The sequence below is a fragment of the Rhodoferax sp. RT4P68 genome, from assembly GCF_056521305.1.
The window spans coordinates 473,988-490,497 of record NZ_JBWMBB010000005.1 but is presented as its reverse complement, the minus strand read 5'-3'; the positions used below and the strand labels follow the sequence as shown (position 1 = coordinate 490,497).

General features: G+C 70.7%; 5 protein-coding genes. 1 reads left to right on the top strand and 4 read right to left on the bottom strand.

What is annotated here, in order from left to right; genetic code table 11:
* From AC099J_RS14255 to AC099J_RS14240, 4 genes are all read right to left on the bottom strand, one after another.
* Window positions 1-12,591 (bottom strand): Ig-like domain-containing protein (locus AC099J_RS14255; RefSeq protein WP_479615910.1); only part of this gene is annotated, 12,591 nt, incomplete at its 3' end.
* 123 nt (window positions 12,592-12,714) lie between these two features.
* Complete coding sequence (locus AC099J_RS14250) at window positions 12,715-13,281, bottom strand: PEP-CTERM sorting domain-containing protein (protein WP_479615909.1); 567 nt, start codon at window positions 13,279-13,281, stop codon at window positions 12,715-12,717.
* A 284-nt stretch (window positions 13,282-13,565) separates the two neighbouring features.
* The gene (gene radA, locus AC099J_RS14245) at window positions 13,566-14,930 is read right to left on the bottom strand and encodes a DNA repair protein RadA (protein WP_479615908.1); all 1,365 of its coding nucleotides are present in this window, start codon (window positions 14,928-14,930) and stop codon (window positions 13,566-13,568) included.
* Window positions 14,931-14,966: 36 nt separating this feature from the next.
* Entirely contained in the window at window positions 14,967-15,935 is a 969-nt protein-coding gene (locus AC099J_RS14240; RefSeq protein ID WP_479615907.1) for a Bug family tripartite tricarboxylate transporter substrate binding protein, read from the bottom strand.
* A 249-nt stretch (window positions 15,936-16,184) separates the two neighbouring features.
* Between AC099J_RS14240 and AC099J_RS14235 the strand changes: the two genes are divergently transcribed.
* Window positions 16,185-16,460: a phosphopantetheine-binding protein gene (locus tag AC099J_RS14235; protein WP_479615906.1), complete on the top strand. Its 276-nt coding sequence runs from the start codon at window positions 16,185-16,187 to the stop codon at window positions 16,458-16,460.
* Window positions 16,461-16,510 lie beyond the last annotated feature (50 nt).

The window sequence follows — 16,510 nt, the reverse complement described above, 5'->3', positions numbered from 1 at the left end:
GTTGGCCAGGTTGTTCTCGCCATAGACGCCGCGCTGGTCGTAGCCGTAGGTGATGTCCGCCCCGGCGTTGATGGCCGTGTCGGCCAGCGTCGCGCCGGGCAGGTTGAAGGTGCTGGCGCCCTCGACGAAGCCGCTGCCCGACAGGCCCAGGCCGCTGGCCTCGGTGAAGGCGTGCAGCGTGGGCACGATCTGCAGCAGCGGCTGGCTACCCGAGCCGAAGACCTGCAGCGCAAAGACCCCGTTCACCTGGTCGGGCAGCACCAGCGTGGCGCGCGTGCCATCGGCAGCGGCGCTGGTGGGGCTGACACGCACCATGGACAGATTGCCCAGGTAGTCGGTGTAGCGCAGCAGCACATCGGTGGCCACCGACAGGCCGCTGCCGTTCAGCACGATGGCCTGGCCGGCGTTGGCAGAGGCCTGCGCGGCATTGGCCGGCGTGCCGCTGAAGGCCACGCTGGTGATGCTGGCCACGCTCACGCTGTAGCCGGCGCTGGCACCGCCGGCCGTGCGCACGCTGATGGCGCCGAACACGCCGGCCGACAGTGGCACGGTGAGCGTGACCTGGCCGTTCTCCACGAAGCCCAGCACCGGGTCGCTGCGACCCTGCACGTTGGGGCCGGTGGTCAGACTGAGATCGGTGATCACCTCGCTGCCGATGCGGTACTCCGACGCGTTGGCCTCGGCAAAGCCCAAGCCCTGCAGCACGATGATGGCCGAGCTGCCGTCGGCGGCGACCGACTGCACCTGCACGCCGGTGACGATGGGCACGATCTGTAGCGGCACCGTGCCGTCCGCGAAATCGGTGCGCACGGTGCCCACCTGGCCGTAGACGATGGCGTCGCCCGTGGTGGCATTCAGCGGCACCACGAAATACGCCGTGCCGGTGGTGACGTCGAAGCGGCGCGCATTCACCACGGTGGTGGCGCGTGTGCCGTTGCTGTCGATGGTGGCGAACTGTGCGCGGCCGGTGGCCGGGTCGAACGGCACCTGGATGGCGATCTCCTGGCCCGGGTTGGCCGAGGGCGCCTGCTGCACGTCCGGCACACCCTGGGCGGCCTGCACGCCGCTGGCCGGGCGCACCGTGAAGTTGCGCACGATGGGCGCGGCGAGCTGGTTGCCCGCCCGGTCAGCCACGATGGTGTTGGAGATGACCAACCGGTAGTCGCCCGCGCTCAGGAACACATCGGGCAGCACCGACAGGCCCTGGCCGAAGGCGCGCGTGTCCAGCCGCGTCGGGATGGTCACGTCGTCGGCCGTGCCGAATGCACCGTCCGCACCGGCCCGCACCAGGCTCACGCCGGTGGTGGCCAGACGGCTCAGGTCCAGCGGCTCGTCGAACTGCAGGTCCACCGAGCGCACGAAGAAGCGGCGCGCCCCTTCGGCCACGCTGATGGACTGCACTTGCGGCGCGAAGGTGTCTGGCACCACGGTCAGCGTTGTGATGGCCGACAGCGTGGCGTTGCCGCCGGTGTCGGTGGCGCGCACCTGCAGCGTCAGCGTGTTGCCGGCCGTCGCGATGTTGGGCGCCTGCGCGAACAGGTCGAACGGGAAAGCGGCGTCGTTGGACACCACCACGCCGTTGACCAGCAGCTCCACGTTGCGCACCTGCACGTCGTCGCCCACCGTCGGGCGGATCTGCACCGTGCGGCCTTCCAGCACCTGGATGCCGGGGGTGCCGGCGTCCACATCCACGCCGTCGATGGCGATGGTGACGGTCGGCGCCACGCCGAATGCGTCGAAGCCCTGGTAGCTGACGATCTGCAGCCCGCCCGCGCCATCGGCCACGAAGGCCAGGCCGTTGGCCAGCGCCAGGCCCTGTGGCGGGTTGGGCAGGTTGTAGCGCGCGACGAAGCCACCGGTGTTGGCGGCGTCGCGCACGTTGCTGACGTCCAGCACGTTCAGCCGCTGGCCCTGCGGCCCCGTCAGCGCCCCGACGCTGACCAGCAGGCCCGAGCCGTTGGTGGCCACGGCCAGTCCAGCGGTGGCGGGCTGGTCGACGCCGCTCAGCAGCAGCAGGTTGGCCGGGTCCGCCGCGTTCACGGCCAGGAAGCCCTGCAGGAAGCTGTCGCCAGCGCCCACATGCACGACGCCGCCGCCGGCGAAGATGCGGCCGCCGCCCGTGGGCAGCGCGAGTGTGTCCAGCGCCACCAGCTGGTTGCCCGCGATGCCGAAACTGCGCAGCATGTTCTGGTCGTCCACGGTGTAGACCGTGCGGCCGTCCAGCGCCATCCCGGTGATGCGGCTGCCGCCGCTGTTGACCAGGTTCAGCGTCTGCAGCAGATCGCCCGTGTTCAGGTCGACCATGGCCAGATTGGCGCCGGTGGCGACGAACGCCATGCCGTCGCGCTCGCGCACATGCTGCACGCTGTCGGCGAACACCAGCGTCTGGCGCAGCACCGGCGCGGCCGGGTTGCCGATGTCCACCAGATGCAGGCCGGCGTCGCTGCCAGCCACCAGGGCCAGCTGGCGCTGCACGTCCACCGCCACGTCCACGTTCAGGCCCGACAGATCCAGCTGCGCACGCACGGCCGGCGTGGTGGTCTGCGAGACGTCGACGATGGCCAGGCCGTGGTTGCCGGTGGCCACATAGGCAAACAGTTGGCCGCCACTGGTGCCGCCGGTGCCGGTCACGGCCACGGCCTGGGCCGAGCCCAGCAGCGCCGCACTGGCGACCACGCCGGTGGGCATGGACTGGCCGCCCAGCGGGTCGAGCTGCTGCTGCAGTTCGGCGCGGTCGCGCACGCCATCGCCATCGGTGTCGGCGCGGTCGGCGCGGGTGCCGACGATGAACTCGGCCAGGTCTTCCAGGCCATCGCCGTCGGCATCCGGCGTGAAGCGCCCGCCCATCACGATCTCGGGCAGTTCGAAGTCGTTGCCCGAGGCCGGCGTCACGTAGTCGCTGATGCCGATGGTGTTGGTCTCCACGTGGTAGACGTACTGGCGGTAGCGCGTGTTGGGCGCCAGCACCACGCCGTCGGGGCAGACGGTGCCGCCCTCGGCCACGACGGTGCTGTCACGCATCAGCAGGCCGGTGTCCAGGTTGTGGATCGCGAAGTAGTAGTGGCCGCTGGTGTAGCTGGCGGTGCTGGCCGGCGTGGTGTAGGTGCTGATCTGGTGCACCTCCAGCGCGTTGATCGCCACCGGGCTGAAGTCGCTGAACAGCCGCAGATCGAGCACGCCGTCGTGCACCTCGACGCGGTGCGTCATGGTGATGTGCTCGCCCAGCAGCGTGGAGACAGCGCCGCGGCGCGCACCCTCGATCTCGTAGGCCATGCGGTCGCGCGCCGAGGCATCGTCGCCCAGCGTGAGGCTGATCTCGTAGGTGCCGTTGGCCACCGCGACGGAGAAGGTGGCGTCGCGTGTCTGCGCCAGGTCGCCGGTCAGCGGGTTGCTGCCGGTGGTGGCGGTGCTGACGGTGTTCGCGGTGCGCCAGCCATAGCCACTGGCGGTGCTGTAGACCTGGGCTGCGCCGACGGCCGTGAAGCCGGGCGCCGCCGCCCCGTTGCCGAAGTCGAAGGCGCGCATGACGTGGGTGTCGACCGTGGCAGCGGCCGCTGCGGGGCCCCAGTTACCGCCGGCACCGGCCTGCAGCAGTTCGCCGTCGGTGGTGTTGACCGGCGTCAGTGTGCCGGGGTGGAAAGTGAAGCCTGCACCCGGCAGCGTGTAGGCCTGGGCCAGGGCCAGGTTCACGCTGTAGCCCATGTCGCTCAGCGCGGCGATGCTCAGCGCGCTCAGCGGGGTAGCGATGCCGGTGTCCAGCAGCGGCGTCATCAGCTCGTTGCCGAAGGTCGATTCACGCCAGTGCGTGGCGGAGGCGCCGGTGCGGTTGTCCAGCGGCACGCCGACCACTGCGCCACCGGTCAGCGCAGCGAACGCGGCCATGCCGGCCGCACCCGTGTAGCGCGGGTTGGCGGGCACGCTGGTATCGACCAGGCCCATGCCGGCCCACAGCTCGCCGAAGCCCAGCGCGTGCCCGATCTCGTGCAGCATGGTGGCCAGGAGCGTGGCCGGCGTGGCGGCGGCCAGGTCGGCCGCGTCCAGCGTGATCTCGGCCAGCGCCGGCAGGCCCATGGCGCCGGGGCGCCGCTGCAGGATGTTGGTGGTGGCGAGCGTGCCGCCAGCGCCGTCGCCGGCGACCACGCGCACGTCGATGCGCAGGTCATCCACCAGGCCGTAGACCGTCAGCGCCGACGGGATGTCGGTGGTGATGATGCTTTCCCACTGCCCGATGGCCGTGCCGATGACGGCGCGCTCGGCCGGCGTCAGCACCAGGCCGATGTCGACCATGTCGATGTTGAAGCCGGTGAAGCGGTTGGGCGTGCCGCCGATGGGCGAGATGATGCCGGGCGTGGGCGTGCTCTGGCCCGGCGGCGTGGTGGTGAAGATCGGCGGCACCGGTGTCCACGGCAGGAGCGGCGGTATCGGCGCCGGTGTCGGCGCGGGCGCAGGGCTCGGCGAAGGCGCCGGGCCGGGGCCTGGCCCAGGGCCGGGCCCTGGGCCAGGCCCGGGGGCTGGCCCAGGGCCGCGTGGCGGGTCGCGCCGGCCCCAGGGCCCCGGCGGGCTGAGGCCGTGCCAGCCGGGCGCGAGGATGCCCGAGCCCTCGTCGGAGACGACCGTCTTGCCATCGGCCGACACCGTGCCCGTGCCATTGATGACCAGCCGGCCGGTGGTGTGGTCGAAGCTCATGATGTTGAGCTTGGTGCCCGGCGCGGCGTTGAACACGTTGGGGAACGTGATCTGCAACGGCACGGCGAACGTGTCCACGCCGGGGGCCTGGATCGTGATGTCGAAGGTGTGCTCCAGCACGCCGGCCGGCAGCATCTCGCGCACCAGTTCCGGCGGTACGGTGTTGATGCCGATCTGCACGTTGGTGAGCGGCTGGCCGTCGAAGCCGATGGCGGCGCCGGGCTGCACGGTCAGCGTCAGCGCGTTGCGCCACTCGTCGATCACGCCGGGGGCGGACTGCTCGTCCACGGTGATCACGGTGGGCACCGTGTCGCTCACGGCCTGCATGGCCGAGGTCTGCACGCGCGGCAGGTAGATCTCGCTGCGGTCGGCGTTCTCGCGCTGCGACTCGTCCTTGCCCATGCTGCCCATGGCGGTGTTGGTGATGCCGGGCCGCAGCACCAGGTCCATCACCATTTCCGGGAAGAAGATGCCGGCCGGTGCATTGCTGGCGGTGCGTCCGTCGATGGCCAGCTTGACCGTGCCCACGGGCACGCCGTCGAACGCGAAGTTGCCCTGCGCGTCGGTGAAGACGGCCCGGTCTTCCTGGCCGATGATCCAGACCTTGGCGTTGGCGATCGGGTTCAGGAACACGTCGTCCGGTGTGTGGATCACGCCATCCGGCCCGCGGCGGATGTCGTCGAAGGTCATCGGCAACAGATCGGCGCCGGGGTCCAGCACGCGGCCGACGAGGCGGGTGCCGATGACCGAGGTGGTGCTGACGGTCGTGAAGCTCCAGCTGAAGTCGCCGCCGGCCGTGCCGTTGCCATAGGCATCGAGGAAGGCGCCGTCCTGCGCGGCGCGGATCGATGCGCCCTTCAGGTGCAGCGTGATGGTCGAGCCGCCGGGCATCGGCGCGTCGGGCAGCAGCCAGGCGAAGCTGCCGTCCAGCGCCGGCACGATGGTCATGGCCAGCCGGCTGCCGTCGGGCCCGGTGGCGTAGAAGCTGTCGGCCGTCAGCGTGGCCGGGTTCACGGCGCGGCTGAAGAAGACCTGCGGCCGGTAGGTGCTGCCGATGTCGCGCATGGCGTCGTCGGGCGTGACGCGGGTGATGCTGAAGGGCGCCAGCTCGGCCAGCGAGACCGTGCGCGCCAGCGTGCTGGTGTTGCCGGCCGCGTCGGTGGCGACCAGGCGCAGCGTGTGCTGGCCCACCGACAGGTCGCCCAGCGGCAGGGCCTGGTCGAAGCCGCCGGTGGTGGCGTCGAAGGTGATGGTCTTGCTGGCGCCGCCGTCGATGCTGTAGCGCAACGCGACCAGCGCCGTGCCGGTGGCGTCGGCAGCGCCGATCAGGCGGCTGTCTGCGTCCAGCGCGGCGGCGTTGGCGATGCTGGTCAGCGCCAGCGTCGGCGCCCGCGTGTCCAGCGTGAAGCTGCGCGTATACCCCGCGCTGATGTTGCCGGCCGCGTCGCGTGCGATCAGCGTGACGGTGTGCTCGCCGTCCTGCGAGCCGTTCAGCGCGAACGCGGTGGTGATGCTGAAGCGGCCATCGGCCCCCAGCGTCAGGTCCGCCAGCGCCCCGTTGTCGATACGGTACTGCGCGCTCGCGACACCCGACAGGTTGTCCAGCACCTGCCCGGTCAGCGTCAGGTTGGCATTCGTGTCTGCCGCGCTGTCGGCCATCACCACGTTGGGCGCCTGCTCGTCCTCGGTCAACGCAAAGCGCGCCAGCACCGCATCGGCCACCTTGCCGCCGATGACGGCGCCCTCGGTGTTCGCAAAGCTGGTGTGGATGCCGGCGTAGATGCGGCTCATGCCCGCCTCCTGCGCGGCCTGCGTGAAGCTGGTGAAGCTGCGCGTCACGCCCGGCACCGTCACGCTGATGGTGCTGAAGGCCGTGTTCTCGCCGAACGTGGCCGACAGGATGCCGGCGGCCGCGGCGCTGAAGGTCGAGTGGCCGGACACATAGTCCGGGTGCGGCGGGCTGATCAGGAGCGAACGCCAGGTGGCATCGACCTGCGTGCCGGCATTGCCGTCCAGGTCGGCATTGTTGATCGCGGTGACGGGCCGCCAGAAGTCGTAGGTGTACTTGGTGTCCCAGCAGGCAATGGCCGCATCGGCCAGCGCCACGTTCAGCTGCGCCATCAGGCGTGCGTTGGCCGTCAGGCTGTTGCCCTGCGCGCTGGCGATCTGCTGGGCGATCAGGTTCCAGTGCCCCGGCGGCGTGTAACTGCCCCCGCCATCGGCCCAGAACTGCGCCTGCTGCGTCTGGTCGGCCGTGCGCACGCTGCTGGTCTCGCCACCGATCAGGCGCACCTGCTCCACGGCGGCCGCGTACGCCGCCGAATCGATGGCCGGTGGCGGCGGCGCGCGGAACTGGTCGCCCGAGGCGAGCGCGAACGGCGTCACGCTGCCCCACTGCGGATGCTCGGCCACCAGGTACATCGGCCCGGTCGGGCGCCACTGGCCGATGGCGGTGCCGCCATCGTCCACCGTGAAGTCCTGGTAGCCATCGTTCGCACGCAGCATCACGATCGACTGCGCCACGCGCTGGCCCAACGCGATGCCGGCCGTCTTGGCGGCGCCATCGGTCACCGCCGCCAGGCTGCTGGCCAGGGCGGCATCCAGCACCGTGCGCTGCGAGGGGTAGAACGCATGCAGGATCTCGTAGGCCGCCTGGGCCACCGCCGCCTGCACCGACACCGGCCCCGTCACGCTGTCCTGCACCATGAAGGCGGCCGAGCCTTCGATGGCCGCCAGCGTGTCGTACACCGCCAGGCTCTGCATCGCCAGGATGCGCGTGGCCTCCTCGGGCGTGGTCACATCGCGCTGGATCGATTCCAGCGCAATCTGGTTCCAGGCCAGCACCGGGTCGGCGCTGGTGGTCGGCGCTACGCGCGTGATGGTGCGGGTGATGCTGGTGCTGTTGCCGGCCGCATCCAGCACGCCCAGCGTGACGGCGTTGCTGCCCAGGGCCAGGTCCACACCCGGCAGCGTGAAGGCGCCGGTGCCGCTGGCGACCACGGCCAGGCCCTGCGCGCCCAGCGTGACGGAGGCATTGGCCTCCACCGTGCCGGCCAGCACGGCAATCGCATCGTCCGTGCGGCCGGTGTCGCCACCCAGCGCATCGGTGATGCTGATGCCGAAGCTGCCGCCCGTGGGGGCGATGGAGTCCAGCGTGAAGGCCAGATTCACGGCGGCCGAGCGGTTGCCAGTGGCGTCTTCGGCCACCACGCGCAGGGTGTGCGCGCCTTGCGCCAGCGTGCCGCCGGCCAGGGTGGCCAGCTGGGCGGCGGTGATCGTGAAGGCGCCATTGGCGCCCAGCGCGACGCTGAGGTCGGTGAAGGTGGGCACGGCGCCGGGGTCCAGCGCCACCAGCAGCCGCGTGGCCGCCACGTTGTCGCTGGCAAAGCCCGAGACGCGCGCGTCGTTGGTGATGCCGTCGGTGGCCGAGCGGCCGCTGTCGCTCAGCAGCGCCATGTTGACGACCGGCGCTTCGCCATCGACGGTGCCGGGGGCCGTGCGCTGCACCGAGAGGTTCACCGTGCCGGTGTTGCCGGCCAGGTCTGTCAGCGTGAACGTGAAGGGGTTGGCGCCCAGGGTGAGCGGCACACCGTTGAAGGCGAACACGCCGGTGGTCTCGTCGGCCGTCATGCTGGCCACGCCGAGCTGCACGATGGTGCCGGGCGCGGTGGTGCCCTGCAGCGTCACGCTGGCGCTCTCGGTGATCAGGTCGCCGACGGTGCCGGTGTCGGAGGCGGCGGCCAGGGTGGCCGTGCCGGTGGGGGCGACGGAGTCGAGCGTGAAGGCCAGCGTGCGGGCTGTGGAGCGGTTGCCTGCGGCGTCGACGGCCACCACGCTGAGGGAATGGGCGCCTTGGCCCAGCGTGCCGCCAGCCAGGGTGTTGAGTTGCGCAGCAGTGAGGCTGAAGGTTCCAGCGGTGAGGGCGCTGGTCAGGTCGACCTCGCTCGCCGCATCGAGCGCGACCAGCAACTGCGTCACGCCCACGTTGTCGCTGACGGTGCCGGTGATGCGGGCGTCGTTGGTGATGCCGTCGTTGTTGGAAGCGCCGGTGTCGGCCACCAGTGCCAGCGTGTCGACGGTGGGCAGCGTGGTATCGGTAGGCGGCACCACGACACGCTCGACCGTGAGGCTGGCGGTACCGGTGTTGCCGGCCGCATCGGTCAGCGTGAAGTTGAAGGCGTTGGCACCCACGGCCAGCGGCACGCCATTGAACGCGAACACGCCGGTGGTCTCGTCGGCCGTCATGCTGGCCACGCCGAACTGCACGGCGACGCCGGGGCTGGTGGTGCCCACGAGCGTCACGCTGTCCAGCGTGGTCTGGCCATCGCCCACCGTGCCGGTGTCCGAGGCGGCGGCCAGCGCGACTGTCGCGGTGGGGGCGGTGGTGTCCAGCGTGAAGGACAGCGTGCGGGCTGTGGATCGGTTGCCGGCGGCGTCGACCGCGACCACGCTCAGACTGTGCGCACCCTGGGCCAGCGTGCCGCCTGCCAGCGTGCTCAGCTGCGCGGCGCTGAGGCTGAAGCTGCCAGCGGTGAGCGCGCTGGTCAGATCGACCTCGCTCGCCGCATCGAGTGCGACCAGCAGTTGCGTCACACCCACGTTGTCGCTGACGGTGCCGGTGGCACGGGCGTCGCTGGTGATGCCATCGCTGGCCGAGCGGCCGGTGTCGGCCACCAGCGCCAGGGTGTCGACGGTGGGCAGCGTGGTGTCAGTAGGCGGCACCACGACACGCTCGACCGTGAGGCTGGCCGTGCCGGTGTTGCCGGCAGCATCGGTCAGCGTGAAGTTGAAGCTGTTGGCACCCACGGCCAGCGGCACGCCGTTGAACGCGAACACGCCGGTGGTCTCGTCGGCCGTCATGCTGGCCACGCCGAACTGCACCACCGTGCCAGGGCTTGTCGTGCCGACCAGGGTCACGCTGTCCAGCGTGGTCTGGCCATCGCCCACTATGCCGGTGTCCGACGCTGCGGCCAACGCGACCGTGGCGGTGGGGGCGGTGGTGTCCAGCGTGAAGGACAGCGTGCGGGCTGTGGATCGGTTGCCTGCGGCGTCGACGGCGACCACGCTCAGGCTGTGTGCGCCTTGGCCCAGCGTGCCGCCGGCCAGGGTGTTCAGTTGGGCCACGCTCAGACTGAAGCTGCCAGCGGTGAGCGCGCTGGTCAGATCGACCTCGCTCGCCGCATCGAGCGCGACCAGCAACTGCGTCACACCCACGTTGTCGCTGACGGTGCCGGTGACGCGGGCATCGCTGGTGATGCCGTCGCTTGCTGAGCTGCCGGTATCCGCGACCAGTGCCAAGGTATCGACGGTGGGCAGCGTGGTGTCAGTAGGCGGCACGACAACGCGCTCGACGGTCAGACTGGCCGATCCCGTGTTGCCGGCCAAATCGGTCAAAGTGAAGCTGAAGGGGTTTGCCCCGACTGCCAGCGGCACGCCGTTGAATGCAAACACGCCGGTGATCTCGTCGGCCGTCATGCTGGCCACGCCGAACTGCACGGCTGTGCCGGGGCTGGTGGTGCCGACCAGGGTCACGTTGTCCAGCGTGGTCTGGCCATCGCCCACCGTGCCGGTGTCCGAGGCAGCGGCCAGCGCCACCGTGGCGGTGGGGGCGGTGGTGTCGAGTGTGAAGGCGAGCGTGCGGGCTGTGGATCGGTTGCCGGCGGCGTCCACCGCCACCACGCTCAGGCTGTGTGCGCCTTGGCCCAGCGTGCCGCCGGCCAGGGTGTTCAGTTGGGCCACGCTCAGACTGAAGCTGCCAGCGGTGAGGGTGCTGGTCAGGTCGACTTCAGTGGCGGCATCGAGCGCGACCAGCAGTTGCGTCACGCCCACGTTGTCGCTGACGGTGCCGGTGACACGGGCGTCGCTGGTGATGCCATCGGTGTTGGAAGCGCCGGTGTCGGCGACGAGCGCCAGCGTGTCCACAGTTGGATGCGTCGTATCCCCCGGCGGCAGCGCCACGCGCTCCACGCTCAGGCTGGCCGTGCCCGTGTTCCCCGCCAAGTCCGTCAGCGTGAAGCCGAAGGTGTTGCCCCCCAGCGCCAGCGGCACGCCGTTGAAGGCGAAGGCGCCGGTGGTCTCGTCGGCCGTCATGCTGGCGGCACCCAACTGCACGGCCACCCCGGGGCCGGTGGTGCCGGTCAGCGTCACCGTGCCCAGCGTGGTCTGGCCATCGCCCACCGTGCCGGTGTCAGACGCCGGCGCCAGCTGCACCGTGGCCGTTGGGGCGGTGGTGTCCAGCGTGAAGGCCACGCGGGCGACGGCCGAGCGGTTGCCGGCGCCATCGATCGCCCGCAGCTCCACCACGTGCGCGCCCTGGGCCAGCGTGCCGCCGGCCAGTTGCGCCAATGCGGCGGCGTCCAGCAAGTAGCCGCCCGTGACGGCGCTGGGCGTGATGGCGGTGTAGGCCGCATTCGGCGCCGCATCGATGCGCGCCTCGAAGCCGGTCACGCCCAGCGCATCGCTGGCCTGCAGCAGCAGCGCGGCCGCATTGGTGACGCCGTCGCTGGCCGAGGCGCCGCTGTCGCTCTGCAGCGCCGCACTGAGCAGCGGGGCCGTGGTGTCGCCGGCCACCACCTGCAGCTGGGGCAGGGCAGTCGGCGCAACGGTGGCGTTGTTCACGCGCACGGTGGGCGGGAACTGCGGGGCGACCACGCGGGTGGTGCCAGTGAGGTTGCCGCCGACCACCAGTTCCTGCAAGCGGTTGGCACTGGTGCCCAGCACGGCGCCGGTGGTGGGGTCCACGCCGGCATGCACCTGGCTGTCCACCACGTCGCCGCCCACGCGCAAGCGGGCCAGCGTGCCGGCCTTGAAGCTGTCGGCATTGGCGCCGGTGCCGCCCAGGGCCCGGTCGGCCCCCAGGTCGGCGCCCACCAGCACGGTCATGCCGCGCATGCTGCCGCCCACCTGCAGCACGCCGATGGCGCTTGCCGCCACCGTGCCGGCGGCATCGCCCACGATGTACAGCTGCGTCACGGCGCCGCCGAAGTGCGCGCGCCAGCTGGGGCTGGTGCTGCCGATCTGCACAGCGCCGGTGCGCCCGTTGATGTCCCAGGTGCCGCTCGCCGTGCCGCCAATGGCCACGCCGCTCAACACCGTGGCGGTTGCGCCGGGCGTGCCAACGGTCAGTGCGGCATCGAAGGCGCCCGTCACGCCCAGCTGCAGCAGCGAGGCGGCGACCAGGCGCGAGGAGCCGCCCGTCCAGCTGTCGGCCTGCACGCGCAGCGCGGTCTGGCCGGCCAGCACGTCGCTCTCGTGCACGTCGCCCAGGCGCAGCGTGGTGCTGGCGCCGGCGAGCTCCAGGGACGCATTGGTCAGGTCGCCCAGCGTGAGGCTGGTGACGGCGCCGCTCAGCCGCGCGCTGCCCTGCAGGTCGGCCAGGGCCAGGTCCAGCGTGCCGATGGCACTGGTGCTGGTGATGCTGGTCAAGAGCGCATGGTCGGCGCCGCCCTGGGTCTGCAGCGTGACGCGGCTGGCCGCGTTGGTGCCGGTGATCGCCAGCGCGTAGCTGCCGTCATCGGCCTGCACCAGCTGGGCCGATCCGGCGCCGGTGACGACCACGCTGGCCTGCACCGCCAGGGCCGAGGCGCTCAGGGCCTGGGCTTGTTCGCGCGCGGGCTCCTGCGTCTGCGTGTCCGCCGGTGGCGGGGCCAAGAGCGTGGCGACATCGGCCGACATCAGCAGGCGCGGCTCCAGCGGCTCGAAGCGCATGCGACCTGCGACCGGGGTCAAGGCATCGACCAGCTCGCGCCGCCAGGTGGAGAACTGGCGCTTCAGCGCCTGCACCAGGTCGTGGAAGATGAAGCGCGTGGCGCGTGCGACCAGGGTCAGCAGCAGGGCGGCGGGGCGCGCGCGCGGGCGCTGCTGTTGCGGGCGGGCGCGGCGGGACGATGCGGAAGGACGGCGCATGGGAACTCCTCGGAGGCGGCGTAATGGACGGGCGCACCGCTGCGCCGGCGGCCTGGTGTCAGGCCACCTGAAGTCGTGACGGATCGAAAAAAGCGGAAAACGCCGCCAGCCGGCGGCGTGGAATCAGACCGGCGGCGTGCTCGGCGCGGCGCGCGGTCGGCGGCGGCTCTTGGCGCTGCCGAGCAGGGCGATGCCCAGGCCCATCAGGGCCCATGTGCCCGGTTCGGGCACGTCGTTGGTAGGTCGGATGGCAATGTTCAGCGTGCCCTGTGCGATCGGTTCGAAGGTGTCGAGGTCCAGCAGCGCATAGAACTGGTCGGCAAACGGCGCGAGGCGAATGAAGCTGATGCTGGCTTCGGCGAACTCACCGATGCCCAGATCGGCGAACGCCTGCAGCGTGAGCTCACCGTCGCTGGGCCCTTGGCCCGGCAACGGCAGTGGCGGCACCCACAGCGGCGACACCGAGCCCAGCGCGAGATCGGCGTAGGCCGCCGTCGGGAACAGCAGGTTGACGGCGTAGTTGGCGGTCAAGTCGCCCACGCGGTAGGTGATCTGCCAGGCGTCCTGGCCGGCCGTGGTGTCCGCCAGATCGGTTGCGGTCGCCGTGATTACCACCGCCTGCGCCTGCAGGCACAGCAGGCAGCCGAAGATCAACGCCAGAAGACGTTTGTGAAACGAGTAGCACGCCATCGAATCCTCCGCAACTGTAAAGAATCGCCTATTGCGCATCAAAGTGCCTGAAAGTAGGCAACTTCATGCAATTGTTGTAAGCCAAAACCCCGTCGAGATCGTGACAAAGTTCCTGGACTACGTCAAATGACATTTGGCTGACAACGTCCACCATTTGAAGGATGCGGGTGGCGGCGGGGCGATCGCATACCGCGCGGGACAGGCGCGGGCGCTGCCTGCACGCCATCGGCGCAGGTACGGCTGCCCCCAATGCGCGCAGCGGGCAGCGCGGCGAAACCGCGCGTTCAGCCCTTGATGGCGGCGATGGCCTCGTCGACGCGGTCGACGGCGTGGATGGTCAGGCCCTCGATCGGCTTCTTCGGCGCATTCGCCCTGGGCACGACGGCGACCGAGAAACCCAGCTTGGCGGCCTCGCGCAGACGCTCCTGCCCACGCGGCGCTGGCCGCACCTCGCCGGCCAGGCCGACCTCGCCGAACGCGACAAAGCCCTTGGGTAACGGTTTGCCGCGCAGGCTGCTGGTGATGGCCAGCAGCACCGCCAGATCGGCTGCGGGCTCGGCGATGCGCACGCCGCCGACGGCGTTGACGAACACGTCCTGGTCCAGGCAGGCGACGCCCGCATGGCGGTGCAGCACGGCCAGCAGCATCGCCAGGCGGTCGCGGTCCAGGCCGACGGACAAGCGCCGCGGGCTGGGGCCGCCGTCGTCCACCAGCGCCTGGATTTCCACCAGCAGGGGCCGCGTGCCTTCCAGCGTGACCAGCACGCAGCTGCCCGGCACCGGCTCGGCGTGCTGGCTCAGGAAGATGGCGCTGGGGTTGCTCACGCCCTTCAGGCCACGCTCGGTCATGGCGAAGACGCCGATCTCGTTGACGGCGCCGAAGCGGTTCTTGATGGCCCGCACCAGGCGAAAGCTGCTGTGCGTGTCGCCCTCAAAGTACAGCACCGTGTCGACCATGTGCTCCAGCACGCGCGGGCCGGCCAGTGCGCCTTCCTTGGTCACATGGCCGACCAGCACGATGGCCGTGCCGGACGACTTGGCCGCGCGCGTGAGGTGCGCCGCGCATTCGCGCACCTGCGCCACCGAGCCGGGGGCCGAGGTGAGCTGCTCGCTGTAGACGGTCTGGATCGAGTCGATCACGGCGATGCCAGGCTTGCGCGCGTCCAGCGTGGCGAGGATTTTTTCCAGCTGCGTCTCGGCCAGCACCTGCACCTGGCTGTTGTCCAGGCCCAGGCGGCGCGAGCGCAGCGCCACCTGGGCGCCACTTTCCTCGCCGGTCACATACAGCGTGGGCATGCCGCCGCGTTGCAGTGTGTCCAGCGCCTGCAGCAACAGGGTGGACTTGCCGATGCCCGGGTCGCCACCGATCAACACCACGCCGCCATCGACGATGCCGCCGCCCAGCACGCGGTCCAGCTCTTCCTGCCCGGTGGGCGTGCGCGCGACGTCGCTGGCCTCGATGTCGGCCAGCGTCATCACGGCGGCGGCGGGCGCCAGCGAGGCGAAGCGGTTCTTGGCCGTGCCGGGCGCCGGCTGCGCCACGGTCTCGACCAGCGTGTTCCAGGCGTTGCAGTGCGGGCACTTGCCCAGCCACTTGGCACTGGTGCCGCCGCATTCGTTGCAGCTGTAGATCGACTTTTCCTTGGCCATGCGGGCGGCGATGGGGTGGCGGTGCGTTGGTGCGGCTTATTCGATCTTGGCGCCGGAGTCCTGCACGATGCTCTTCCACTTGGCGTGGTCGCTCTTGACGAGCGCACCGAACTGCTCGGCGCTCATCACCTGCGTTTCTGCGCCCTGGGCCTGGATGGCGGCCTGCATCTCGGGCATGGCCAGCAGCTTGTTGGCCTCGGCATTCATCTGGGCCACGATCTCTTTGGGCGTGCCGGCCGGCAGGAACAGGCCATACCAGGTGCTGACGTCGAAATCCTTGTAGCCCAGCTCGGCCACGGTGGGGATCTCGGGCGCCGAGCTGCTGCGCTTGGCGGACGTGACGGCCAGCGCGCGCAACTTGCCCGACTTCAGCTGCCCCATGGCCGAGGGCAGCGAGGAGACCATCAAGTCGATGTTGCCGGCCAGCACGTCCATCAGGGCCGGGTTCGAGCCCTTGTAGGGCACGTGGCGGATGTTGATGCCGGCGGCCCCCTTGAAGATCTCGCCGGCCAGGTGGATGGTGGTGCCGTTGCCGGGCGAGCCGAAGGTGATGGTGTCCGGCGCGTTGCGCGCGGCGGCGACCACGTCGCCTAGCGTGCGAAAGCGCGAGGTGCTGGCCGTGACGATCACCACCGGCGTGTAGGCCACGTGGGCCACGGCGATCAGGTCACGCGTGGTCTCGTAGGGCAGGTTCTTGTACAGCCAGGGCGCGACAACCAGGTTGTCCTTCTGGCCCATGACCATCTCGTAGCCGGTGGGCGCTGCGCGCACGGCCTCGCTGATGCCCACGGTGCCGCCGGCGCCGGCGCGGTTGTCGGCCACCACCGTCCACTTGCTGACCTCGGTGAACTTGGCCGCCACCAGGCGCGACAGGATGTCGGTGCCGCCGCCGGGCGGGAAGGGCACGATCAGCCGGATCGGCTTGGTCGGGAAAGCCTGCGCGGCCACCAGCGAGGGGGCCAGTGCACCGGCGGCCAGGGCACTGCAAAACGTACGACGGAACATGGGGGGTGTCTCCTGCAGGGGGTGGGCCCGCACGCCGGCGATGGCGGTCTGCGGGCGGGGGCGCCGGGCTTGCGTGCGCAGGGCCGGGCCGGGGGCGCAGATGATACCTGCGGCCCCAGGCCTGCACAGGGGCGGTTGATATACTCGCCCCCTGCAGCAAGCCCGTCAGATCAGCGCAGCCGAACTGCCCCAATGGCCGAAAGCCGCGAGGTCGGCGCCCATTCCTTCCCCCACCGGACCTGTGATCGCATGAGCTTCGCCCAAACCGACTTGCAACTGGAAGTCGCGGCCCTCCTCGTCGAGGCGCTGAACCTCGAAGTCGCCCCCGAGTCCATCGATCCCGCCGCGCCGCTGTACGGCGAGGGCCTGGGCCTCGATTCCATCGACATCCTCGAAGTGGCGCTGGTCGTCTCGCAGCGCTATGGCTTTCAGCTGCGCTCGGACGACGAGGACAACGTACGCATCTTCGGCTCGCTGGCCAGCCTGGCCGAGCACATTGGCGCGAACCGCACCCCGGCTGCCTGAGCCTTTCCCCCTGACCGTGCCTGCGCGGTTCCCACTTCCTGATCCGCAAC